Source organism: Serratia sp. BW106 (assembly GCF_002607755.1).
In the GTDB taxonomy this organism is placed as follows: Bacteria; Pseudomonadota; Gammaproteobacteria; order Enterobacterales; family Enterobacteriaceae; genus Serratia; species Serratia proteamaculans.
Genome location: NZ_MCGS01000010.1, coordinates 241,202 through 264,533 on the forward strand (window position 1 = coordinate 241,202; position 23,332 = coordinate 264,533).

At 55.2% G+C, this 23,332-nt stretch carries 19 protein-coding genes and 1 pseudogene; 10 read left to right on the top strand and 10 right to left on the bottom strand.

The annotated features are described in order from the left end of the window. Window positions 1-23 precede the first annotated feature (23 nt). Both BEI65_RS08870 and BEI65_RS08875 read right to left on the bottom strand, forming a co-directional pair. A complete protein-coding gene (locus tag BEI65_RS08870) occupies window positions 24-1,331 on the bottom strand; it encodes an MFS transporter (RefSeq protein WP_099063013.1) in 1,308 nt (435 codons plus the stop codon). A 90-nt stretch (window positions 1,332-1,421) separates the two neighbouring features. Continuing rightward, window positions 1,422-2,372 carry a 2-hydroxyacid dehydrogenase gene (locus BEI65_RS08875; protein WP_099063014.1) on the bottom strand — a complete coding sequence of 317 codons (951 nt, stop codon included), beginning with the start codon at window positions 2,370-2,372 and terminating at the stop codon, window positions 1,422-1,424. Window positions 2,373-2,795: 423 nt separating this feature from the next. Between BEI65_RS08875 and BEI65_RS08880 the strand changes: the two genes are divergently transcribed. From BEI65_RS08880 to BEI65_RS08890, 3 genes are read left to right on the top strand one after another with little or no spacing between them, the layout of a single operon-like run. Next, on the top strand, window positions 2,796-3,269 hold the full coding sequence (locus BEI65_RS08880; RefSeq protein WP_099063015.1) for a (2Fe-2S)-binding protein: 474 nt from the start codon (window positions 2,796-2,798) through the stop codon (window positions 3,267-3,269). Further along, entirely contained in the window at window positions 3,266-5,545 is a 2,280-nt protein-coding gene (locus BEI65_RS08885) for a molybdopterin cofactor-binding domain-containing protein (RefSeq protein ID WP_099063016.1), read from the top strand. The genes BEI65_RS08880 and BEI65_RS08885 overlap by 4 nt, the downstream gene beginning before the upstream one ends. Further along, window positions 5,545-6,843 carry a cytochrome c gene (locus tag BEI65_RS08890; protein WP_099063017.1) on the top strand — a complete coding sequence of 433 codons (1,299 nt, stop codon included), beginning with the start codon at window positions 5,545-5,547 and terminating at the stop codon, window positions 6,841-6,843. Before BEI65_RS08885 ends, BEI65_RS08890 begins: the two co-directional genes overlap by 1 nt. A gap of 260 nt (window positions 6,844-7,103) precedes the next feature. Here BEI65_RS08890 and BEI65_RS08895 read toward each other — a convergent pair whose 3' ends face one another. Beyond that, complete coding sequence (locus BEI65_RS08895; RefSeq protein WP_099063018.1) at window positions 7,104-8,009, bottom strand: DMT family transporter; 906 nt, start codon at window positions 8,007-8,009, stop codon at window positions 7,104-7,106. A gap of 129 nt (window positions 8,010-8,138) precedes the next feature. Between BEI65_RS08895 and BEI65_RS08900 the strand changes: the two genes are divergently transcribed. Further along, complete coding sequence (locus BEI65_RS08900; protein ID WP_099063019.1) at window positions 8,139-8,708, top strand: helix-turn-helix domain-containing protein; 570 nt, start codon at window positions 8,139-8,141, stop codon at window positions 8,706-8,708. Between the two features lie 52 nt (window positions 8,709-8,760). Here BEI65_RS08900 and BEI65_RS08905 read toward each other — a convergent pair whose 3' ends face one another. Continuing rightward, window positions 8,761-9,324: a GNAT family N-acetyltransferase gene (locus BEI65_RS08905; RefSeq protein ID WP_099063020.1), complete on the bottom strand. Its 564-nt coding sequence runs from the start codon at window positions 9,322-9,324 to the stop codon at window positions 8,761-8,763. A gap of 175 nt (window positions 9,325-9,499) precedes the next feature. Here BEI65_RS08905 and BEI65_RS08910 point away from each other — a divergent pair, with 175 nt between their 5' ends. After that, window positions 9,500-11,440 (top strand): DUF3857 domain-containing protein, encoded by a 1,941-nt coding sequence (locus BEI65_RS08910; protein ID WP_099063021.1) that lies wholly within the window; start codon window positions 9,500-9,502, stop codon window positions 11,438-11,440. Between the two features lie 33 nt (window positions 11,441-11,473). On the opposite strand, the gene BEI65_RS08915 is transcribed toward BEI65_RS08910, so the two are convergent. Further along, window positions 11,474-12,388 (bottom strand): LysR family transcriptional regulator, encoded by a 915-nt coding sequence (locus BEI65_RS08915; RefSeq protein WP_099063022.1) that lies wholly within the window; start codon window positions 12,386-12,388, stop codon window positions 11,474-11,476. Window positions 12,389-12,487: 99 nt separating this feature from the next. On the opposite strand from BEI65_RS08915, the gene BEI65_RS08920 reads away from it, so the two are divergent. Next, a complete protein-coding gene (locus BEI65_RS08920; RefSeq protein WP_099063023.1) occupies window positions 12,488-12,886 on the top strand; it encodes a heme-binding protein in 399 nt (132 codons plus the stop codon). A gap of 86 nt (window positions 12,887-12,972) precedes the next feature. Beyond that, window positions 12,973-13,869 (top strand): SDR family oxidoreductase, encoded by an 897-nt coding sequence (locus BEI65_RS08925; RefSeq protein ID WP_232519038.1) that lies wholly within the window; start codon window positions 12,973-12,975, stop codon window positions 13,867-13,869. Window positions 13,870-13,916: 47 nt separating this feature from the next. Here BEI65_RS08925 and ggt read toward each other — a convergent pair whose 3' ends face one another. Beyond that, window positions 13,917-15,590, bottom strand: coding sequence for a gamma-glutamyltransferase (gene ggt, locus BEI65_RS08930; protein WP_099063024.1), 1,674 nt, complete (start codon window positions 15,588-15,590; stop codon window positions 13,917-13,919). Window positions 15,591-15,742: 152 nt separating this feature from the next. Next, window positions 15,743-16,606, bottom strand: a complete 864-nt coding sequence (locus BEI65_RS08935) for a LysR substrate-binding domain-containing protein (protein ID WP_099063025.1) — start codon at window positions 16,604-16,606, stop codon at window positions 15,743-15,745. A 148-nt stretch (window positions 16,607-16,754) separates the two neighbouring features. On the opposite strand from BEI65_RS08935, the gene BEI65_RS08940 reads away from it, so the two are divergent. Next, the gene (locus BEI65_RS08940; RefSeq protein WP_099063026.1) at window positions 16,755-17,882 is read left to right on the top strand and encodes an agmatine/peptidylarginine deiminase; all 1,128 of its coding nucleotides are present in this window, start codon (window positions 16,755-16,757) and stop codon (window positions 17,880-17,882) included. 54 nt (window positions 17,883-17,936) lie between these two features. Here the strand turns inward: BEI65_RS08940 and BEI65_RS08945 are convergent, their stop codons facing one another. The 3 genes from BEI65_RS08945 to BEI65_RS08955 form a co-directional block, all read right to left on the bottom strand. Next, on the bottom strand, window positions 17,937-19,121 hold the full coding sequence (locus BEI65_RS08945; RefSeq protein WP_157765438.1) for a hypothetical protein: 1,185 nt from the start codon (window positions 19,119-19,121) through the stop codon (window positions 17,937-17,939). Between the two features lie 354 nt (window positions 19,122-19,475). After that, window positions 19,476-19,679 (bottom strand): hypothetical protein, encoded by a 204-nt coding sequence (locus BEI65_RS08950; RefSeq protein WP_099063028.1) that lies wholly within the window; start codon window positions 19,677-19,679, stop codon window positions 19,476-19,478. An 88-nt stretch (window positions 19,680-19,767) separates the two neighbouring features. Further along, on the bottom strand, window positions 19,768-20,463 hold the full coding sequence (locus BEI65_RS08955; protein ID WP_099063029.1) for a TetR/AcrR family transcriptional regulator: 696 nt from the start codon (window positions 20,461-20,463) through the stop codon (window positions 19,768-19,770). A gap of 43 nt (window positions 20,464-20,506) precedes the next feature. Between BEI65_RS08955 and BEI65_RS08960 the strand changes: the two are divergent. Further along, window positions 20,507-22,028: pseudogene (locus BEI65_RS08960) on the top strand (MDR family MFS transporter). Between the two features lie 147 nt (window positions 22,029-22,175). Further along, window positions 22,176-23,330 (top strand): efflux RND transporter periplasmic adaptor subunit, encoded by a 1,155-nt coding sequence (locus BEI65_RS08965; RefSeq protein WP_099063030.1) that lies wholly within the window; start codon window positions 22,176-22,178, stop codon window positions 23,328-23,330. Window positions 23,331-23,332 lie beyond the last annotated feature (2 nt).

Genomic DNA, 23,332 nt, shown 5'->3' on the forward strand with positions numbered 1-23,332 from the left:
CCGCTCGTGGTTTTCGTTGTTATTCAGGCGCGTTTGGCCTTCTCCAGCAGCACGTCATGCGCCGGTTCGCTGCCGGTCAGATCGCATTCCTTCGGCAAGCGCCAGGCGATGATACCGGCGATGATCAGCGAGACCGCCAAAGCGCAAACCGCGACGTTCTGACCGTACAGGTAGATCATCACGCCGACCAGATAGGGGCCACAGAAACCGCCCAGATTGCCGAGGCCATTAATCACGCCGCGTGCGCCACCGGCCACTTCCGCCGAGGCGATACGCCCTGGCATCGACCAGAATGGGCTGGTCGCCGCCTTCAGGAAGAAGCCACAAACCACCAATGCGATATAGGCCGCCACCACGTTATGGCGCAACACCACCGAGGCCAACAGTGCGGCGGCAAAGCAGAACAGGGAGACCATCACCCACAGCCGACGCTTGCCGGTTTTGTCGGTCAGCACCGATATCAGGTAAATCCCCAGCAGGGTCGCGACGAACGGCAAGATCGCCAGGAAGCCGACCGAGGCCATATTGCCGCCGGTGAGGTTTTTCAGAATGGTCGGCAGCCACAGGGTGTAGCCATAGTCACCGGTCTGGTAGAAGAAGTTCAGCAGTACCAGTTTCATCAGCCCCTTATTGCGGAACACGTCCTTCAACGGTGCGTTGCTGACCGGCTGGCTTCTGCTGCGAGCCTGACGCTCGCGTGTCAGTTCTGTTATCAGATATTCGCGCTCGCGGGCCGGCAGCCAGCGCGCCTCCTGCGGACGATCGCTGATCAACAGCCACCAAACGGCCAACACCACCAGTGACAGCAAACCTTCGAGGATAAACAGCCAGCGCCAGTCGAGCTGGTTAATGATGGCACCCGAAATGGGGGCGGTAAGCATGCCACCCAGCGGGGCGAACATCATGACGAAGGCATTGGCGCGGCCCAGTTCTTTTTCCGGGAACCAATTGCTGATCATGGTCAGCACCACCGGCAACATGCCACCTTCGGAAATGCCTAATACAAAACGTAACACCAGCAGTTGGTAGTGGTTGGTGACAAAGCCGGTGGCCACCGAAACCACCGCCCAGGCACAGAGTGACCAGGCGATAAAGCGTTTGCCGCTGCCGTTAACCGCAATGCGGCCGCCGGGAACCTGCAAAAACAGATAACCGATAAAGAAGATGCCGCTGGCCAAACCCGCCATCTGGCTGGAAATGCCCAAATCACTTTCCATACCACCGGGCAAGGCAAAACTGATATTAACCCGGTCCATAAAGGAAATAATGCAGGCGATCAGGATCGGGGCAATGACCCGCAGCCAGCGGGTGTTGGGTATTTTATTATCCATGGCGATCTCTCTTTACAGGACGCAGGGAGAACCTCCAGAACGGGAGGTTCTGTTATTCGGCAAGAATAAAATCGAACTAAAGCGGGTTAATTACTCGATGGCGTGGGGCAGCGGTGCCTGGTTGAAAAAGGCTTCAACGTTGGTGAAGACGATATCGCTCATTTTTTGCCGGGTTTCCTGGGTGGCGCTGGCGATATGCGGTTGCAGCACCACGTTATCCATCGCGATCAGCTCGGCAGGCACCTGCGGCTCCTGGGCGTAAACGTCCAGTCCGGCCCCGGCGATGTCACCGATTTGCAGCGCGGCAATCAGATCCGCTTGGTTGACGATGCTGCCACGAGCAATGTTGATCACCAGTGCGTGCGACGGCAGCGCGTCAAACACGGCCTTGTCTACCAAACCGGCACTGTCCTTTCCGCCCGAAATGGCAATCACAAAAAAGTCACTTTCTCGCGCCAATGCCAGCAGATCCGGGTAATAGGCATAGGGCAGCGTACTGTCCTGCCGGTGGCTGGCGTATTGGATGCGCATGTTGAAGCCGGCGGCGCGCTGGGCGATGGCACGGCCGATGTTACCCATGCCAAAAATCCCCAGACGCTTCCCGCTGACCTGCACCGACAGTCCGGGTGCTTCCTGCAGCCAGCGGCCTTCACGGACAAAACGGTCGTTATGGCAGAGCTGACGAGCGGTGGCCAACAGCAACCCCAACGCCATATCCGCCACGTCTTCGGTCAACGCGCCGGAGGTGATGGTGACGGCAATGCCACGTTGGCGGGTGTACTCCAGGTCTATCGCGTCGGTGCCCACACCAAATACCGCAATCAGCCCCAACTGCGGTAATTGCTCGAGAACCGGCGTGGTGACGCCGATATCGCCACGGGTAACGATCGCCTGAAAGGCTTCTCCCTTGGCGGCGAGAAACGCCACCGGGTCCGCTTGTTCATACAGCCGGTGCACCACAAAGGCCGCCTCAAGGCGGGCCTGCAGGTTTTCCATCACGGGGGCAATTAACAGTACTTCATTGGGCGTTGGGGTCGTCATGGTTTCACCTGTCAAAAAATAGTTGCTTCGATAGGACTATCAAAGCGGTTTTCCGCAGGCGGTTTTGCGACAGATATCACGCTGAAGGATGTTAAAAAAAGGTGTTACCGGTAATGTGACCGACGGAGTAAAACCGGTAACAGGCAGTCGTAACATGCGGGTCCGGGGGAAATAAACAGGCGCTTTATTTAGCCGTATTTGGCGGAGAGCAAACGGTGATTTTTTAGCCTGGGAGGGGAGCTGCCAAGAATATTATGAGTATCTATCGGAAATTTATAATAAATACCCATTTTTCGGTAAAGCAATTCACGCTACATCACCTTAACATTGCTAAGTCTTTTAATGATTATAATTAGCATGCTGTGAATCATTCATCACAGTGATATTACGGAGAAATCCGTTTGGTTAAGGATATATTTCACCATGGAAATTAAAATAAACGGCCGGATGGTCGCACTCGACGACGTTTCGCCCGAGACGCCTTTACTGTACGTATTACGCAATGATCTGGGCCTCAACGGCCCCAAATATGGTTGTGGCCTGGGGGAGTGTGGTGCCTGTACGGTATTGATCGACGGCGTTGCCGCTCGTTCCTGTTCTATCCCACTGAGCGGTGCCATCAATAAATCTGTTACCACGCTGGAAGGCCTCAGCGAAGCGGGGCAACTGCACCCGGTTCAACAGGGCTTTATCGATGAGCAAGCCGCGCAGTGCGGTTATTGCACCAACGGTATGATCATGACGCTGGTTGCGCTGTTTGAGCGCAATCCGCAGGCCGATGAACAACAAATCAAAAATGAACTGGCCTATAACCTGTGTCGCTGCGGCACCCATATTGAGATCTTGCGCGCGGCAGCCAAAGCCCGACAGCTGTTGGCCGAAAGGGGGCAGTCATGAGCCGCCTGGAACTCACCCGACGCCGCCTGTTACAGGCAGGAGGGCTGGTGATGGTCAGCAGTCTGCTGCCGGTTTCACTCAATGCCCTTGCCGATACGCCTGCCGCCGTGGGCGACCTGCCGCTGGATCGTGTGGACAGCTTTATTGGCCTGACCGCCGACGGTCGGGTTACTGCCTTTAATGGCCATGTGGATCTCGGTACCGGTATTCGTACGGCATTGGCACAGATTGTTGCCGATGAAATCAGCGTGCCCTTTGACCATGTCACGGTCATTCTGGGGGATACCCAGCGCACGCCGGATCAGGGGCCGACCATCGCCAGTGCCACTATTCAGGTAACCTCAATTCCGCTGCGACAGGCGGCGGCGCAGGTGCGGCAGTTGTTGCTGGGGCTGGCCGCACGCGCCTTCGCGCTGCCGGTGGACAGGTTACGGGCCGAGAATGGTCGGGTATTTGCAGCGGACAAACCCCATGTCAGCCTGAGCTATGGCGACCTGGCCAACGGGCAAAACTTGCAGGTTGCGCTGGATAAAACGGTCAAGCTGAAAAGCGTGGCGGACAGCCGCTATGTCGGTAAGGCCGTGCCGCGGGTAGATATCCCGGCCAAGGTTACCGGTCAACTGACCTATGTGCACGACCTGCGGCTACCGGGCATGCTGCACGGCAGAGTGGTACGCCCGCCTTATACCGGCGCGGACAGCAGTGCGCCCCTGGGCAGTGGGCTGCTGTCGGTGGACCGAGCTTCTATCTCTCATCTGCCGGGCATCGTGAAACTGGTGGTGATTAACGATTTTATCGGCATCGTTGCCGAGCGTGAAGAGCAGGCGATCGCAGCCATGCGGCAATTGAAGACCGTATGGCGTCCCTGGACCGGGCTGCCGGATCTTTCGGTGCAGGGATTGCAGGCGGCGCTGGCGGCTAACCCGAAAAGCGATCGCGTGCTGCGTGATGATGCGGGCGTCGATGCCGCGCTGGCTTCGCTGCACACCGAGGTCAATGCCGATTACGTCTGGCCTTATCATCAGCATGCCTCCATTGGCCCTTCCTGTGCGGTGGCCGATGTCAGCAGTGAGCACGCAGAAATCTGGTCGGGCACGCAAAACCCTCATGACCTGCGCAAAGACATCGCCCATTTGCTCGATCGACAGCCTGAGCAGGTGCATATCAATCGCATGGAGGCCTCCGGTTGTTATGGCCGCAACTGTGCCGATGACGTGTCGGCAGACGCCGCGCTGCTATCTCAGGCCACTGGCAAACCGGTCAGAGTGCAGTTGATGCGTGAGCAAGAGTCGGGTTGGGAACCCAAGGGCACCGGGCAGTTGATGCGGGTGCGCGGTGGGTTGGATCAACACCGGCAGGTGGCGGCCTACGAGCTGAAAACCAGCTATCCCTCCAATAACGCCGTGACATTGTCACTGGTTTTGACCGGTAAGGTGGCCAATCGGGCTGATGTACAGCAGATGGGCGACAGAACTGCCATCCCCCAGTACGAATATCCAAATATGCGGGTGATTTGTCAGGATGCTGCGCCGATCGTGCGGGCTTCATGGATGCGCGGGGTTTCGGCGTTGCCCAATGTGTTTGCCCATGAATCGTGGATTGATGAGCTGGCGTGGCACGCCGGGCAGGATCCGATCGCTTTCCGCCTGCAATATCTGAAAGACCCGCGCGCCGTGGCGTTGATCAATGCATTGAAAAAACAGGCCGGTTGGCAGGATGGCCCGGCGCATCGCAACCCGGCAACGAGCGGACAGGCGTGGGTAAGTGGCCGTGGCTTTGCCTATGCCCGTTACTTCCACAGCAAATTCCCGGGGTTCGGCGCGGCCTGGGCAGCCTGGGTGTGTGACCTCAGCGTTAACCGCCACAGCGGCCAGATTAAACTCGACAAAATCTTCGTGGCCCATGACTGCGGACGCATCATCAATCCGGCCGGGGTTCGTCATCAGGTGCATGGCAATATCCTCCAGTCCGCCAGCCGGGTGCTGAAGGAGTTTGTCACCTTTGATGCGTCAGCGGTGACGTCACTGGACTGGGGGGGCTATCCGATCCTGCGTTTTGATGAATTGCCACAGGTGGATGTGCAACTGCTGGACTACCCGGATGAGCCGTCGATGGGCGCGGGGGAATCGGCCTCGGTACCGAGTGCGGCAGCAATCGCCAATGCATTATTCGACGCGCTGGGTGTGCGACTGCGAGAAGTGCCATTCACCCCGGAGCAGGTGCTGAAGGCGTTAAAACAGCAGGCTTCCACCAACGCAGAAAGGGATAACTCATAATGGGCAAGTTAAAGAAAGTTGCCGGATGGGGCAGTCTGGCGGTCATTGCCGTGGTGGTCGCCGGTGTGATTGTCAGTTGGCAGCCGGAAATTGCGCCACGCGATGCGAACGAGACCCACGCTTTTAGTCAGCAACAGATCGCCCGTGGCAAAATGCTGGCCGACCTCGGCGATTGTTCGGTCTGCCATACCCGGCCGGGCGGTAAACGCGATACTGGCGGGTTGGCGATGGAGATCCCGTTTGGCACTATCTACACCACCAACATTACGCCGGATAACGAAACCGGCATTGGCAAATGGTCCTATGCTGCCTTTGAACGGGCGATGCGTCATGGGGTGGATCGCGAAGGGCATTATCTCTACCCGGCTTTCCCCTATACCGCCTTTACCCGTACCAGTGACGAAGATTTGCAGGCGTTGTACGCCTATCTGATGTCGCAGCCGGCGGTGAGCTACCAGCCGCCGGTCACCGCGCTGAGTTTTCCGTTTAACATTCGCCAGGGCATAGTGACCTGGAACTGGCTGTTCCTGACGCCGGGCGCGATGAAAACGGATCCTGAGCAAAGTGCCGAGTGGAACCGGGGGGCCTATCTGACCGAAGGTCTTGGGCATTGCAGCGCCTGTCACTCCCCGCGCAATCTGATGTTTGGCGAAAAAGGCGGCACTGCGCATTTGACCGGCGGCGTGGCGGAAGCCTGGACGGCACCGTCACTCACCGGCAGTTCTTTGGCCCCGCTGGACTGGACCCGGCAGGATCTGCTCAGCTTTATGCGCAGCGGGTATTCGGCCAATCACGGTGTCGCGGCGGGGCCGATGGCACCGGTGATCGAAGAGGGGCTTTCACGCCTGCCGGAACAAGACTTGCAGGCCATCGCCACCTATCTTCGCAGCTACCACCCGGCGCAAGCCAAGGTGGCGCAGGCACAGCGGTTGAATGACTGGGCCGAATTAAAGACCGAGCCGTTAACCACCGAGGGGGCACGTATTTTCTCCGGGGCCTGTATGGCTTGCCATGCTCAGGAAAAGGGCGCGCACATGGCCGGGATCCGGCCTTCGCTGGCGCTGAACACCAACCTGTTTGCCGATACGCCGGACAACGCCATTCGGGTGGTATTGGACGGTATTCAGCAACCGGCCAATATCAATCTGGGTTACATGCCGGCATTCCGTCATAACCTGAATGATGGGCAGATAGCGGCGTTGCTTAACTACCTGCGGCAAAACTATGCGGGGAAAGCACCGTGGCCCGACCTGCAAGAGCAGATCAGTCATATACGCAGTGAGACTGAGGACAGGTAGGGTTTTAAAATTGGTGGGGGCCATTACAGGCCCCCGATTTAGTTAATCACGCACAGCTCATTCCAGTAACTGAAACGGACGCGCTGTTTCAGCCGGTTATTCCACACATAAAGCGTCATCGTTGATTCCTCCGCCGTGTCTGACTCAATAAATAACAGCTATTGTCGGCCAGGGCGAATACGTTAATTTGCTGAGCTTTTGATATTTTCGGGATAACCCTGCCGCAGATGTATCAGTGATCAGGACGATCTTTAAGGCGTTTAGATCCCGTCCGCCGGATGGGGAGTTTTCTTCGCGCGCATCAAGCGCCAGCCAAAGTTCATGCCCGCTGCAGCCAGCAGGATCGCGGCAGCGCCCAGCAGCTGCAGCAGGCTAAGGCGGTGACCGAACACCCTCCAGTCGACAATAATTGCTACCAATGGATAGATGAAGGACAAGGCACCCACCAGGCTGGTAGGGATTTTCTGGATCGCGCTGTACAGCAGTGAGGACATCAACCCGGTATGTACCAGGCCCAGGGTCGCCAGCAACAACCAGGTATTGGCCGTTGACGGCAGAGAGCCAAGACCGGCGAAGGGAGCCAACAGCAGCGCACCAACGGAGAGCTGGATCAACACAATCAGATGCGGCGGCACTGCTTTCAATTGTTTGACGATCGCCGCCGCGACCGCATACATAAAGGCGGCACCCAGCGCCAGTAATACGCCGGTGAAGTAATGGGAACTGGCGTCGCCGGCATTTTGCTTGCCGGTGATGATCAACAACATGCCGACAAAGGCCAATAACAACCAGCCGAGCTTGGTCGCCGTCAGTTTTTCACCAAAAAACAGCACCCCCAGCCCGACCAACATAAAGGGCTGAACGTGGTAGGTGACCGTAGCCACGGCGATAGAGGCGTAGGAATAGGCAGCGAACAGCAGCGTCCAGTTCAACACCAGCGCGATACCACCCAGCACCGCTATTGCGGCCTGTCGTCGGGTCAGCAGGCCTTTTTTCAGCAGACCGAGCAGGGCACAGACCACCAACATCGCCAGCGCACCAAACGCACAGCGCCAGAAAACTACCGTGGTGGCCGGTTGCCCCAGCATCACTACCGGCCACCCCACGGTGCCGGAAATGACCATGGCGAGAGTCATCTGCATGACGCCACTGGTTTTTACCTTCATATCCCTTCTCCCTGATGGTGCTCAGCACTTGCCGACTGATGCGGTTACCATTAAAATGAACAATTGAACGTTATGATGAACAGCTCGCAAGCGTTCGTCAAGTCGAACAACTGGATGATATGGTGAACAATGAGCGATGACATCTGCAATAACGCCACGCCGATCGGCCTGCTTTCGACCGCCATTCGCCGGGAACGTGAGCGGTTGGGGCTATCGGTTACCGAATTGGCCCGTCGGGCTGGGATAGCCAAATCGACGCTTTCACAGCTGGAAACCGGTAACGGTAACCCTAGCCTGGAAACGCTGTGGGCATTGGCGATGGCGCTGGATGTACCGGTCAGCCGGTTAATTTCCCAGCCGCGCCAGCACGTTCAGGTGATCCGCGCTAACGAAGGGGTCACTACCGTTTCCGAACAGGCCAATTACGCCGCCACCTTATTGGCGACCTGTCCGCCGGGAGCCCAGCGCGATATTTACCGTCTGAGCGTTCAACCGGGCGAAACGCGCATCTCGCGGCCGCATATGCCGGGGACCATTGAGCACGTGATTATCAGCAGTGGCAGGGCGCTAGTGGGACCGAAAGACCAGGCGGTAGAGTTAAGTCCGGGGGATTACATCAGTTACTCCGCCGATCGGGAGCACATTTTCGAAGCCCTGGCAGCGGATACCACGGCGGTGATGCTGATAGAGCAAGGCTAGCTCAATCGTCACGCAGCGAGATTGTTCCCTCTCCTTTGGGAGAGGGACAGTTTCAGGAACATGATGGTTCTGTGTAGAAGGTCATCTTTTCGTAATGGTCGTTAAGCAGACTCACTTCGGCCGTGACGTTAAATCCCAGCGTTTGATACATGCTACCCAGATAGGCTTTGCTCTTGTCGGCCAGCAGGCCTACCTTTTGAAAACCCTGTTTCCTGGCTTCAAGAGTGACCTGTTTAACCAGCCGTTTAGCGATCCCCTTTCCCCGGCACTCCGGCAGCACCGCCAGTGAATCAATGTAGATTTCATCGGGATCAGATTCATTTTCCATTTCCATTTCAAGCGGACGTTCCGAGATGGGTTGGAAACTGGACTCATCTTCGCCCCGGAAGTAGAGGATGCAGCCAAGAATGCGGCTGTTGCTGCGTGCCACAAAGATATTCTTGTAGCTGAAGTAGATATCCTCACGACCGAAGTTTATTTCATACTGACGCAGAGCATCATCAATATCATTTTTACCGGAAAGGGCCAGTACGGCATCTTTATCTGCCAGGGATATCAGCCTTACAATTTCTGCGGCATCCGTTTTTTTCGCTTTTTCGATAATGATATTTTCCATGAATAGACTTCCTTTTGAAATTTTCTGTCCCGAATGATACATCGGATCCTGTCAGTGGAACCGGTATTTTATTGAAAACGCTTCTCATTTATACTAGTGTGCCTGCCTGTTGCGACGGAGGTCTGCGCCTGATTAAGGCCACCATTATGGTTAAATAAACCTTCAAGGATTGAAGATGCAAATCGCTATCCCCTCAATACTGGTGCTCGCCGGCCTGACGGCAGCACAACCGGCCATGTTGCTGGCCGCTGACACCCCTACGACGGCTAGCGCGCAGGAAGCGGCCGTGCGCAATGATTTTAGCTTTGTGCGCTACCGCGCCGATTATCAAGTGCAGGCCAATGCCAGTAATGTGAAAACCGAGAGCTATGAAGTTCTGCTTAAAACCAAAGCTGCCGTCGAGAAATTTAGCCAAATCCGCCTGAGTTACAGCGAGAAAATGGAAACGCTGGAGGTGGTCTCGGCTTATACGCTGACGGCCGATGGACAGCGCCATGACGTGGCACCCGATCGTATCTATACCCAGGAAAGTTATTCCAGCGCCTCGGCACCGCTGTATGCCGATCGCAAGGTGCGGGTTATCGTGTTCTCCAACCTGGCTCCGGGATCGCGCGTGATGTATGAGCTGCGCCGCACGCAAAATACGCCGTATTTCCCGGACTACTTCGGCCTGTGGGAAACCTTTAGCGTATTCGACCAATTTGATGACGCGGAAGTTAACTTGCATGCGCCGGCTGACTTGCCGATGCATGTCTTTACCCGGGGAGTTGAGGGCGGAAATACGCCGCAGGTCCGCGACGGTCAGGCGCATTGGCGCTGGCGTTATCAACGCAGCGAGCCGCTGAAGGCACAGAACTGGTCGGCCAACAGTTGGACATTCAGCCCAACCATCATGGCCAGTACCTACCGTGAATGGCCACAGTTGGCCAAAGCCTACCAATTGAAAGCCGGCGAAGCGGCGAAAGTCACCCCGGCGATCCAAACGCTGGCGGATCAAATCACCAGTGGTATCAGCGATCGCCGTGAACAGACGGCGGCTCTCTACCGTTGGGTGGCACAGAATATTCGTTACGTTGCCGTGTATTTGGGTAACGGCGGGCTGGAACCGAATCCGGCGCAGAGCATCCTTGATAACCATTACGGTGACTGCAAGGATCACGTGGTGCTGCTGGAGGCGTTGTTAGCCGCCAAGGGCATTGTCAGTTCACCGGTGCTGATTGGTATGGATGAAGGGCCGGTTCTGCCGACGGTACCGCTGTTGGGCCGTTTTAACCATGCCATTACCTATGTGCCGGAGTTCAAGCTGTATCTGGATTCCACCAATCCCTGGGCCCGTTTTGGTCAACTGCCGGGGGCCGATCTTGGGGCACCGGTGTTGCTCACTCGCGAAGCGAAATTGGCGCGTACCCCAGACAATGATGAACTGCGCAATAACACCTCACTCAGCGTGGATTTCGAATTCGATAAATCGGGCAATATGCGCGGACAAACCGAACGTAACTTGGGTGAGGTGGATGAGATCGACCTGAGAGGGTATTTTTCCCAAATCAATCAGCAGAATCAGGCGCGGGTTGAAGAAACCATCATGGCCTCTTCCGGCATTGATGGGCGTGGGAAAATTGTGATGCAAGGCGATCCCCTCAATCTCAAAAAGCAGTTTGGTTACAGCTATCGTTTCAAGGCCGAGGACTATGTCGATTTTAGCGTGGTAGGGGGCATGCCTGTGCCAACACCGCCCGGCGGCAAGTCTTTCAGAACGCTTTATTCAACCACGTCAGCGCCGACCAACGAGACGCCGTTTTACTGCACCGCACAGCACTATGATGAAACCTATCGCCTGCAATTGCCTGCCGGAGTGCCGATTATCGCCATTCCCAAGAACCAGAAATTCAACAATGCGGCCGGTCAATACCAGGTGGAATGGCAACTCAAGGGGCAGCAGGTGGTCGTCAACCATCGGTTGCAGATGAATGCCATTCGCGGCAAGGATGCGCTCTGCCAGCCACAGGATTATCCGGCATTCCGAGCCCTGTTCCAGCAGGTACGTCGTGGTTTCCGTGGCCAGGTGGTTTACGGCGAATTGTCGAATGCTACGCTGAATAAAGCCGGCGGATAACCCCGAGCATGCCCCGTAATGACGGGGCATGCTTCACCACCTCAGCGTCTGGCTGTGGCGTTTTAATTCATCAATAAATACCCTGACTTTTTTGGGCACGTATTTGCGGTTGGCATAATAGACCCACATTGGTGGCAGTGGGCGACAATACCCCGGCATTATTTCGATCAAGGTTCCCGCCTCAAGCTCTTGTTTGATCCTGTGACGTAAAAACACATGAGCAATGCCAATTCCCGCCCGAGCGGCCTCAATAATAGCCTCGGTGTTGTCGGTAATAAAAACTCCCGGCAGGTCAATGTCATGATCTTGCTCGCCATCGGTCAGCGACCACTTATGCAATATGCCACGGTCGGGGAAACGAAAACGTATGCAACGATGTTGTTGCAACTCAGCAATATTCATTGGGGCCGAATATTTTTCAATATAATCTCGTGAGGCGATAAGGGCGCAAGGCAATGCCGGAGTTATTTGCACGCCAACCATGCCGGGCTGTAATTTATCCGCCAGCCGAATACCCACATCGATCCGTTCCTGAATAATGTCTATCAAATGGTCTTCGTAATTTATTTCCAGGGTGATCTGCGCATAAAGACGGTTGAATTCTGCCAGGAACGGCGCCTTGAGCAGTTCTTTCGCCATTTGTACGGCAGTGATGCGCAGATGGCCAGAAGGCAGGTCCTGGCTCTGATGCAGGCCTTCGCGGGCATTAAGTATATGTTGATAAAAAGGCGCCACACTTTGATAGAACCACTCACCGGCCTCACTGAGGCTAACGCTACGCGTCGAGCGATGAAACAGCTTCACCGCCAACTCGGTTTCCAACTGCCCGATCCTCAGGCTGACTGCGGCTGGCGTGACGCTGAGCATGGCGGCTGCCCTGGAGAAATTGCCGGCTTCGACCACGGTCAAAAACAGGTGAATGCCGTTAAGCGGATCTTGTCTATTCATAAGATAAACTAACAACTGTTGTCAGGTGAGTGGGTATTGTTCACATCCTAGCGCAACTTTATAGTTTTCCCCAGTTGCATATTAACGGGGTTACTTGCCATGTCAGGATCGTTCTCGCTGGATTATGCCCGGCAGATTATTGCCAAAGGGATCAGCACCGCGCAGCAGCAGGGGCTGGCGGTCTGTATTTGTGTCTATGATGACGGCGCCAATATGATCGCCTTTGCCCGCATGGATAATACCCCGCTGGGGGCCATTGATTTAGCCCAAAGGAAAGCGAAAACATCTGCACTATTTCGTATTCCCAGTGCCGACCTGGGCCGGCTATCAGGCTCAGGACAAGAGTTGTGGTCGATTGAACACAGCAATCAGGGGCTGGCCTCTTTTGCCGGCGGACTGCCAGTCTATTCATCTGCGAATGAATTTATTGGCGCAATTGGCATTTCCGGTGCCAAATCCCATGAGGATGCTTATATTGCAGAGAGCTGTTTGAAATAAACGCAGTGCCCGTATTTAATTGCACTCATTAAATAAAACGCCATTTAATAAAATAGACCATTCTGCCTCTGGCAGAAGGAGGCTTTATGCCTGAAATAACTCGCAGGAAATTTATCATCAGCAGCGGTGTGGTGGCGGCAACGTCGGTATTACCCGCTATGGCCGTGAGTGCCAACCCCATTAATGTGAACAAAGGAAATCATCAGATGGTTAATAAAACAATATTAGTGACAGGCGCAGGGTCCGGTTTTGGCCGGGAAGTTTCACTGGCACTGGCAGCGCGCGGGCATAAGGTGATCGCCGGTGTCCAGCTCACGCCGCAGGTCACCCAGTTGCTTGAGGCCGCCAAACAGCGCGGCGTTACGCTGCAGGTTGAAAAGCTGGATATTTTGGATCCACGCGATCGGGAGTATGCGTGGAAATGGAATATTGACGTGTTGTTCAACAATGCCGGTATTGCCGAAGCGGGTGCGGTGGCAGAAATGCCTATCGACGTGCTGCGATCCCAGTTTGAGACCAACGTGTTTTCCAGTATGGCGCTGACTCAGGGGTTTATTAAACAAATGGTGGGGCGTAAGAGCGGCAAGATAGTGTTCGTTTCTTCCGTTGCCGGTTTGTTGACCGGTGCTTTTACCGGCGCTTACTGTGCGTCCAAACATGCACTGGAGGCAATTGCCGAATCCTTGCGCATGGAACTGGCCGATTTTGGCGTGAAGGTGGCCACGGTCAACCCCGGCCCTTATCTGACCGGCTTCAATGACCGCATGATGGAAAGTTTCAGAGTGTGGTACGACCCTAAGGTGAACTTTATTGACCACAGCAAGCTCAAGTTCCCTTTCGATCAGTTCGATCCGCAGGAGATGGTGGACAAAATGGTCAGCGTTATCGAAGAAGAGAATGGCTTGTTCCGCAACCTGCTGCCTGAGTCCTTCATTGAAGTGGTGAAGAATGACCAAAGGGACGGTTGGACGCGTAAGCAATAGCGTCATGTTGGCCGGCCGGTTGCTTTAACCGGGCCGGCCATTTTCAATTACTTCTTCACCACCAGGCCCACACCACGACCACGAGGATCAGATGCCGTCTCTGGCGTGTCGCCATTGACGCGGATCACCTGAATATCCCCCATGTACCAGCCCTGATCTTCCAGCTTATAGCCCATCGCTTTCAACTGTTCGGCCACTTTGCCGGTCAGCGGGGCAAAGCCATCGTAGAAGATGGTGTCTTTCGGCAGCAGTTGGTGATGAACGCGCTGGGCGGCCACCGCTTTATCCAATGGCAACTGATAATCATAGATATTGTTTATCACCTGGAAAATCGAGGTGAAAATGCGCGAGCCGCCGGGAGTGCCGATCACCAGACTGACGTTACCGTCGCGGGTGATAATGGTCGGGCTCATGGAAGAGAGCATGCGTTTGCCCGGTTCAATGGCATTGGCGTCGCTACCGACCACGCCGAAGGCGTTAGCCACGCCCGGTTTGGCGCTGAAGTCGTCCATTTCATCATTCAGCAGGAAGCCGGCGCCTTTCACCACCACGCCGCTGCCGAAGTCCCAGTTCAGCGTGTAGGTGTTGCTGACGGCGTTGCCCTGTGCATCAACAATCGAGAAATGGGTAGTTTGGTGCGGCTCCAGGCCCGGCCGTACTTTTTCGGTCGGTGAAATGACCGTCGGGTTGATTTCCGCCGCGCGTTTTTGCAGGTAGTCCGGGGCGATTAACTGGGCAACCGGGACCTTGGCGAAGTCCGGGTCGCCGAGATAATCGGCACGATCGGCAAATACGCGTTTTTCAATTTCCGACAGCAGGTGAATATAACGCGCCGAGTTCAGCTCCACTCCTTTGAAATCGGCAGCGCGATCCTCTTTGATGCCCAGTAACTGAGCCAGCGCGATGCCGCCAGAGCTGGGCAGCGGGGCGGTGTAAAGGGTGTTGCCACGCCAGGAAATCTGCATCGGATCGCGCCATTTCACCCGATAGTCCGTCAGGTCCGCCTGGGTGATCAGACCGCCATCATGCTGCATTTGGGCCACCAGCAGTTTGGCCGTTTCCCCCTGATAGAAATCGTCCGCGCCTTTATTGGCGATACGCTCCAGCGTTTTGGCCAGCTCCGGCTGTTTAAACACCGCGCCGGGTTTCATGCTGCCAAAATAATCGCCGAAGTTGGTTTGACCGGCGAACAGCTTGTTGGCGTCTTCACGGTACTGATATTGCTGATCGGCCACCTTAAAGCCCTGCTGCGCGTAACCGATCGCCGGGGTCAGCAACTCGGCCCAAGGCAATTTGCCGAACCGTTTGTGCGCTTCCCACAGCCCCAGCACCGTGCCCGGCACGCCGGCCGCTTTGGTGCCCACCAGGCTGAGGTTTTCAATCACCTCGCCTTTATCGTTCAGGTACATGGTTTTGGTGGCGGCTTTGGGGGCGATTTCACGGTAATCGAGGAAGTAGGGCTTGCCGTCGACGTACAGCGTCATAAAACCGCCGCCGCCAATGTTACCGGCTTCGGGATAGGTTACCGCCAGAGTAAAAGCGGTAGCGACTGCCGCATCGACCGCGTTGCCACCGGCCTGTAAAATTTGTGCGGCCACTTTGGCGCCGTATTGGTCCGGTGCTGCCACAGCACCAGCGTTCAGATTTGCGGCCCAGGCTGAAGGGCTGAGGGTGGCAATCGCCACGCTGAGTGCTAAGGTTTTCAATAAGCCAGAATGCATAGCGGTTCCTTTTCGAATTGAACGATGACAGGTGAATTCAATTTCAACAATCACTTAGCGCCATTCTATGAGGTTTTAAGGGCGCCTGATTGAAGGTAGCACCGCTCAATCCGACCTGCTTTATCTGCCGCCTGGATCCGTGAGCTGGAACGTTAAATTGGCGGCGGCAATTGAGTTAGCAACCACTCACAAAACTGCCGAGTATGCGGGCTGCTTTCACTGCCATGATGGACAAGCCAGGCCCAGTTGGGGCCGCGCACGCTTTGTTCCGTCAGCGGTTGTAATACCCCTTTTGCCAGTGCCTGCTGTGCCAGCAATTGGCTGACCAGCGCGATACCCAGACCATCGCAGGCGGCGTCCAATAGCAGGCCCGGGTCTGAGAAATTCAACCCATGGCTGCTTTGCCCCAGATTGACGCCGCCCTGAACGGCCCAATGGCTCCAGTCCATCTCACGCTCGCCATGCAGGGTGGTGCGGTGCTCAGCGTCAAGTTTTAGCTGGTCAGGATGGCAAGCCGGATAGAGCCGATCCTGATGCAGTATCTGGAAGCTGCATTCAGCCTGCGCGCTGAGATCGTCACGGATCGCCAGATCGACGGTTTCCGTCACCATATCCGGGGGATCAAAGCTGGTGAACAGCCAAAGGTCGATATCCGGGTGCAGCCGATTAAAGCTCTTCAGGTGCGGTACCAGCCAGTGGCGGGCAAACGCCGGAGTGGTATTGACGATCAGTTGGTTGGGTTTGCGGTATTGATCCAGGCGGCGGATGCCGACCGCCAGTTGTTGCAGCATCACCTGGGCAGTGCTGTAGAGATCGTGCCCGGCGTCGGTCAGGCTGACGCTGCGACCGCTGCGAAAAAACAAGGGTTGTTCCAGAAAGGCTTCCAGGCTGCGTATCTGTTGACTGATGGCCGACTGAGTGAGGTGCAGTTCATCGGCGGCCTGGTGGAAACTGCCCAGGCGGGCTGCGGCTTCAAACCCACGTAACGCGTTCATCGGGGGCCAGTGTTTTAGCATTATTGATAAGCCTATCTAATCAGGTGTCCGCTAAATGTATCGTTTGTTATGGCCGTATTGGAAGCATTAACATGTATCACATCGAAATCACGCCGTCTTTCACTGAACAGAATACCTTATCTCAATGACGGCAATACAGGAGCAAAACATGTCAACGCGTCGTGAATTTATTAAGCAGGCATCCCTGATTGCCGGCATGAGTCTAACGGCATCCATGGGGCTGACGTTACCCGCCCATGCAGCGCAGGCAGGGCGCGGAGAGGGTTGGCGCATGCCGGATGAAGGCGAGGAGCAACAACGCGCGTTTATCGCCTTCGGGGCCCAGCGGGCTATTTGGGCTGATTATACTTCGGGTGTGCAGAGTGCCCTGGGACGGATAGCTCGCGCCATCGCTCAATATCAGCCGTTAACAGTATTCTGCCGCGAGAGCGAGCGTCGGTTGGCAGAGGAGAAATGCGGCAGCCACAATGTGACCTATATTGTTACCGAACTCGATGATATTTGGATGCGTGATATTGGCGCCAATTTTGTCATCAACGATACGGGCAAACTGGGGGCAGTGGACTTTAACTTTAACGGCTGGGGCAACAAACAGCAGCACACCTATGATGCGCGGCTGGCAGCGTTTGAAGCTAATCATTACGGCGTCGCTAATATACGGCGCAGTGGACTGGTAGGCGAAGGCGGCGGCATAGAAGTGGATGGTCATGGCACCGGAATCATGACCGAGAGCAGTTGGGTCAACAATAACCGCAACCCAGGCTGGAGCCGTGACCGGGTAGAACAAGAGTTGAAAGAGATGCTCGGCCTGCGCAAAATCATCTGGCTACCGGGGATTAAAGGTAAGGATATTACCGATGCCCACGTCGATTTCTATGCCCGCTTTGCCAGTCCGGGAGTGGTGGTGGCCAATCTGGACACCGATCCCGACTCTTACGACCATAAAGTCACCCAGGCGCATTTGGCGATCCTCAAACAAGCGACCGATGCCGATGGCCGCAAGCTACAGGTGCACACCATGTCGCCCCCGCTGGAACCGCGTCGCAGCCGTTTCAGCAAAGGGAACCCGGATTTTGCTGCGGGATACATCAATTACTTTGTGATCAACGGTGCGGTCATCGCCCCCGAGTTTGGCGACCCGGAGGCAGATGCTGAAGCGTTGCGGTTATTGAACGAGCTATATCCGGATCGTGAAGTGGTGCAATTGGATATTGATGCCATCGCCGCTGGCGGCGGCGGTATTCACTGTGTGACCAACCAACTGCCGGCCGTTTAAACCCGGTAAAGGGGCCCAGGGGCGTGCATAACGTCCCCGGGTGATAGCCTCCTGTCACGGAGCTAAAAGCACTCCCCACATAAAGTCATACTGCTTCGAACCAATAAGTACATTCTGGATTGGTTCTCCCGTTGGGTTATAGGGGAGCATTGCTGTGGTTTGCGAGGTGGGTTTCCCCTCTTTCCCGAAAGAAGCGTAGGCGTGGCAGGCAATGCAGGATGATGCGGATATTGTTCCGTTGCCGACCACGCCTTCAATCACCGAGTTACCTAAAGCGCTGGGGATGCCATTACTGGCGGTATATTCAACCTGACTGCCTTTCAGACAGTAGGAGCGCCAAACGGAGGAAAGATTTTTTTCCTTCATCAGCTGCGCCAGGGCGGTGCTGATTCTGCAGGCTCCATACTGTTTGTTGGCGGCGTTACGGTTGGGTTGGACCACGGGGTCGGTGGAGCCAAAACTGTCGCTACATCCGATGCTGTCGCAGCGACCAGGATTTAAAGAATGCTCGAAACTTGCCCAGACCCAGTTCGGGTTTTGCCGACTACTGACGTGCATTGAAACCAGAGCATATTCGGTACCATTGTCTGTAGTAATGTAATAGTTATCACGAATAAACTTCTCGGTGGTGTAGGGGATCCATTGCAATACGGTTTTAACCGGTACCCAGTCGGTTTTGACCGATAAAGACTCTTTCGGCATGACTAACGCGCTAAAAGCACTGTTGGCAAAAGCTTTTGCCAACCCGGCCTGCGTATTCAGGTTGTTATTGACGATGTAGTCGAATTGCGGTTTGTTCCTTTTGGTTTCTTCTGCGACACAAGGGGTTGGCGTCCCACTGGTTGGAAAGCCTGCGACTGCGGCATTTCCCGGTTTAGCACAGGGCACATCCAACGTGGCAGCCAATGAATGACCACTTTTGAGCGCCTGTAGCAGGCTGGCGTGCAGCTTGGGTCGTGCGTCAGGGGCCGGCCATTGCGGCGTTGAGGTAAAGGTGTCACTGTCGGAGGCCCAGGTTTCGAATTCTACCTTCGAGGGGGTCGTCGCCGATGGGGATACCAGATCAACGAATTGCCGCCACATAAACTCATCGGAATTCTGTTGCGTACCATCAACGGGGCCTGCACCGGAAGAAACGGTGACGGTAATATCGTTGCTGCTTGCCGACAGAGCGGATAATGGTGAGCTTGCTGCAGCAATCACCATACCTATGACTGCCATTGGTAAATATTTTCTCATGCTACCTCCAAGATTTGGGTTTTCAGTGATGTAATGTCTTTAAAATCATTAAACATCCATGATATGGAAAACCCTGGGGTAGATGGTAATGTGTTGTTATTATAGTGTTTTATTGGTTATTTTTGAAAGTAATGCAATATGGTGAATTTGGTTTTAATTATTGGTAGCGAAAATCTTAATATGAATTTAATATTATGGTGTAAAAGCTGATTTTTGCATTAAAAATAAATTAATAATATTAAATTCGGGTGGTTAAGCTGCCAGTTATAATTAATGATTTACCTGCAGGGTCGGTCATCAAGCTAATTATTCATATAACCAATTATATTATCAAAAGCATTCCACCCAAAAAGGTTATTCAACGTCTTTTAGTTTCAAAACATACTTTTTCCAGAAGTGGCTGGAAAGGAAGGCATAAAGCAGGGTGACGATGATTGAAGCAAGGCAGGCATTAAACAACGAACCGGGGAAGTGAAACTCCCTGATATGGGTTATCAAATAGACGCTAAAAGAGATACCCGCGACCAGCTTTAATCTTTTGAGCCTTTCCTGCTTCATAGCTAAACCTTTTATCCTAAAGAGGTGAGGTCATAATCTCTCATTTCTCCGACCGAACGTAAAATCATTAATGTCTGTTTTCAATACCTCAGCGCTTTGGTCCCAGGCCGTGGGTCAGCAGCGTAATGGCATGGCGGGCGATGACATCGGCGCTCAATGGGTTGCTGTCATCACGCTGCCATTTGGGCGCGGTGGCCAGCGGCAGCAACGTCATGCCAAACAGGGTGATAAACAATAACGAGGGCTCCAGCCCGGCATGCAGTTTGCCTTCCGCCTGCCAACGGATGATCGATTGCAGTGCAGATTTACGCTGGGTATCACCAAAACGCTCGTTCATGCGCTGCTTCAATACGCCGTTATCACTCATCACCTCACGCAGCCACAGCGGGGGGAACCACGGATGTTCGCTGGATATATCGATAAACCGCTGCGCCAGTTGGGTAATGGCAGCCACCGGGTCGTCCGCATTGGCGTCAAAAACGCTGCTGGCAGCGAGCCTCACCGGCAGAAAACGTTCGTCGATCAATACATCCAGCAACTGTTCACGGTTGTGAAAGTAGTAGTGCAGCATGGCTGGAGTGACACCAGCCTCACGGGCGATGGCGTTCAACGAAGTATCGGCAATGCCTTGACGGGCAAACATATTAAGCGCCGTGTTGAGCAGGTGCTCGCGTTTTTCTGCGCCATTAGCGCTGCCGCTAGGGCGACCGGGGCGGCGCGGTTTTTGAACGTTTTGTGCTGTCATCGCGGTGAGATCCATTGACCGGAGAAATGAATAACTCATATATTAATTACTCGATTAATTAATTACAAGCAGGCTCAGCTAAATGGGTATTGATAATCTGGCGGGCAACGAAGATAACGGCAGGGCATCTGAACAGGCACCCTCGATCCGTTTGCTGTTCTCCGCACTGCTGCTGGTGATGCTGCTGGCGGCGCTCGATCAGACCATTGTCTCCACCGCGCTGCCAACCATCGTTGGCGAATTCGGCGGACTGGAGAATCTTTCGTGGGTAGTGACGGCCTATCTGTTGGCATCAACCATTGTGGTGCCACTGTATGGCAAGTTCGGCGATCTGTTCGGTCGCAAGATCGTGCTGCAGATCGCCATTGTGGTGTTTTTACTCGGCTCGGTGTTATGCGGGCTGGCGCAGAACATGACACAGTTAATCCTGATGCGTGCGCTGCAGGGACTCGGCGGCGGTGGGTTACTGGTGGTGACCATGGCGGTGGTCGGTGATGTTATTCCACCGGCCGATCGCGGGCGCTATCAGGGGCTGTTTGGCGGGGTGTTTGGTTTGGCGACGGTAGTCGGCCCGCTGATCGGTGGGGTTCTGGTACAGCATTTCTCCTGGCGTTGGATCTTCTATATCAACTTGCCGCTGGGGATCTTCGCGCTGTTGGTGATCGGTGCGGTGTTCCAGTCCAAGGTTAACCGGGTGAAGCACGAAATTGACTTTCTGGGTGCCAGTTATCTGGCTGCCGCGTTGACCTGCATCATCCTGTTTACCAGCCAGGGCGGTACGGTCATGGCCTGGTCTGATGGCCAACTGTGGTGCATTTTGGCCTTTGCGTTGGTGTCGTTGGGCGGTTTTATCTACGAAGAACGGTTGGCGAGCGAGCCGATCATTCCGCTAGGGTTGTTCCGCAACCGCACCTTTGTGCTCTGTGCTCTGTGCGCTGATCGGTTTTATCGTTGGCATGTCGCTGTTTGGTTCGGTGACCTTCCTGCCACTGTATTTGCAGGTGGTGAAGGACTCAACGCCGACCCAGGCCGGGATGCAACTGCTGCCGCTGATGGGAGGGATCATGCTCAGTTCGATCGTCAGCGGTCGGTTAATCAGCAAGCGCGGTAAATACCGTATTTTCCCTATTATTGGCACCCTGTGTGCGCTGGCGGGGATGGTGTTGTTGGGGACGCTGAAAAACTCGACCCCGGTGCATTTGCTGTATCTCTACATCAGCCTGCTGGGGTTGGGACTGGGTATGGTAATGCAGGTGATGATCCTGGCGGCGCAAAATAGCGTTGAGCCAAAACATATGGGGGTCGCGACCTCCAGCGCCACGCTGTTCCGTTCGATAGGCGGTTCCATCGGCGTGGCGGTGTTCGGCGCGATCTTTACCAATGTACTGCACAGCCGCCTGACCACCTTGCTGCCGGAAGGTGCGGAGCTGCCTCGTTCACTGGGCGCCGATGCCGTGCACCATCTGCCGGCGGAACTGCAACACGACTATTTGCAGGCCTTCGGCGGGGCGATCCACTCGGTGTATCAGATTGCGGCGGGGGTGATGGCACTGGCCTTCGCCCTGACCTGGCTGTTGAAAGATGTGCCTCTGCGCAAGAAATAACCCCTGAGCCGGTACGTGAAAGGCAGGCGTACCGGTTTCCTCATGCTCTGCGATGCACTTTTACTCAATCCTTACGTAACCCTGTCAGACTAAAAACATCGCTTTCTATATATTGAGAATAAACGTTCTCAATAGGATAGAAAGTTGATGCAAAGGAAAAAGGTTTTACTGGTCAGCCTGTCGCTGATGCTGGCCGCCTGTGATGGCCAAACCGGTAGTGCACCTACCGGGGCAGGCAGCGTACAGGAGGTGGGTGTGGCAACGCTGCAGCCGCAAGCGGTCACGCTGAGCAGTGACCTGACTGGCCGGGTAAACGCCACCATGACCTCAGATGTTCGTCCGCAGGTGGAGGGCATCATCAAGAAACGCCTGTTTACCGAAGGTGCGGAGGTCAAAGCCGGTCAGGTGTTGTATCAAATCGACCCCGCGACTTACCAGGCCAGTTACGATCAGGCCGCCGCCCAGTTGAAAAGCGCCCAGGCCACGGTCAATTCAAGCCGCCTGAAGGCCCAGCGCTATGCCGCACTGGTGAAAGAGAATGGCGTCTCCAAACAGGATGCGGATGACGCTATGGCGACCTATCTGGAAGCGGTAGCCGCCGTCGCGCAATATCAGGCCGCGCTGGAAACCACTAAAATCAATCTCGCCTATACCCAGGTACGCGCGCCGATTTCCGGCCGTATCGGTATTTCTTCGGTCACGCCGGGGGCGCTGGTGACCGCCAGCCAGACTGATGCACTGGCAACCATTCGTGCACTTGATCCGGTCTATGTCGATCTCACCCAGTCCAGCAGCCAACTGCTTAAGCTGCGTAAACAACAGGCTTCATTGCAACGTGACGATGTCACGCCAGTGGCGATCAACCTCGAAGACGGTACGCCTTATACCCACCCCGGCAAGCTGGAACTGACGGAAGTGTCGGTGGACGAGTCTACCGGTTCTGTCACGCTGCGCGCCGTGTTCCCTAACCCTGAGCATGAATTACTGCCGGGGATGTATGTGCACGCCAGGGTAGACAACGGCGTCGATCCCAAAGGGATTTTGGCGCCGCAGCAGGGTATTACCCGCAATGCCAAGGGCGAAGCGACCGCACTGGTGGTTAACGCGCAAAACAAGGTGGAGCAACGCACGGTCACCACCGAGCAGGTTATCGGCAGCAACTGGTTGGTCAGCAAAGGCTTGAATGCCGGCGATCGGTTAATCGTCGAAGGCACCAATAAAGTGGCTGCCGGCGTTGAGGTCAAGGCGGTTGAAGTGAAAAAAACGGCGGATAGCGCCGCAGCTAACGGCGGGGAGCAGTAACC

What these genes read in the sequence shown, in the direction of transcription:
- BEI65_RS08870 (WP_099063013.1), bottom strand. Translation starts at nt 1,331, where the DNA reads ATGGATAATAAAATACCCAACACCCGCTGGCTGCGGGTCATTGCCCCG.
- BEI65_RS08875 (WP_099063014.1), bottom strand. Translation starts at nt 2,372, where the DNA reads ATGACGACCCCAACGCCCAATGAAGTACTGTTAATTGCCCCCGTGATG.
- BEI65_RS08880 (WP_099063015.1), top strand. Translation starts at nt 2,796, where the DNA reads ATGGAAATTAAAATAAACGGCCGGATGGTCGCACTCGACGACGTTTCG.
- BEI65_RS08885 (WP_099063016.1), top strand. Translation starts at nt 3,266, where the DNA reads ATGAGCCGCCTGGAACTCACCCGACGCCGCCTGTTACAGGCAGGAGGG.
- BEI65_RS08890 (WP_099063017.1), top strand. Translation starts at nt 5,545, where the DNA reads ATGGGCAAGTTAAAGAAAGTTGCCGGATGGGGCAGTCTGGCGGTCATT.
- BEI65_RS08895 (WP_099063018.1), bottom strand. Translation starts at nt 8,009, where the DNA reads ATGAAGGTAAAAACCAGTGGCGTCATGCAGATGACTCTCGCCATGGTC.
- BEI65_RS08900 (WP_099063019.1), top strand. Translation starts at nt 8,139, where the DNA reads ATGAGCGATGACATCTGCAATAACGCCACGCCGATCGGCCTGCTTTCG.
- BEI65_RS08905 (WP_099063020.1), bottom strand. Translation starts at nt 9,324, where the DNA reads ATGGAAAATATCATTATCGAAAAAGCGAAAAAAACGGATGCCGCAGAA.
- BEI65_RS08910 (WP_099063021.1), top strand. Translation starts at nt 9,500, where the DNA reads ATGCAAATCGCTATCCCCTCAATACTGGTGCTCGCCGGCCTGACGGCA.
- BEI65_RS08915 (WP_099063022.1), bottom strand. Translation starts at nt 12,388, where the DNA reads ATGAATAGACAAGATCCGCTTAACGGCATTCACCTGTTTTTGACCGTG.
- BEI65_RS08920 (WP_099063023.1), top strand. Translation starts at nt 12,488, where the DNA reads ATGTCAGGATCGTTCTCGCTGGATTATGCCCGGCAGATTATTGCCAAA.
- BEI65_RS08925 (WP_232519038.1), top strand. Translation starts at nt 12,973, where the DNA reads ATGCCTGAAATAACTCGCAGGAAATTTATCATCAGCAGCGGTGTGGTG.
- ggt (WP_099063024.1), bottom strand. Translation starts at nt 15,590, where the DNA reads ATGCATTCTGGCTTATTGAAAACCTTAGCACTCAGCGTGGCGATTGCC.
- BEI65_RS08935 (WP_099063025.1), bottom strand. Translation starts at nt 16,606, where the DNA reads ATGCTAAAACACTGGCCCCCGATGAACGCGTTACGTGGGTTTGAAGCC.
- BEI65_RS08940 (WP_099063026.1), top strand. Translation starts at nt 16,755, where the DNA reads ATGTCAACGCGTCGTGAATTTATTAAGCAGGCATCCCTGATTGCCGGC.
- BEI65_RS08945 (WP_157765438.1), bottom strand. Translation starts at nt 19,121, where the DNA reads ATGAGAAAATATTTACCAATGGCAGTCATAGGTATGGTGATTGCTGCA.
- BEI65_RS08950 (WP_099063028.1), bottom strand. Translation starts at nt 19,679, where the DNA reads ATGAAGCAGGAAAGGCTCAAAAGATTAAAGCTGGTCGCGGGTATCTCT.
- BEI65_RS08955 (WP_099063029.1), bottom strand. Translation starts at nt 20,463, where the DNA reads ATGAGTTATTCATTTCTCCGGTCAATGGATCTCACCGCGATGACAGCA.
- BEI65_RS08965 (WP_099063030.1), top strand. Translation starts at nt 22,176, where the DNA reads ATGCAAAGGAAAAAGGTTTTACTGGTCAGCCTGTCGCTGATGCTGGCC.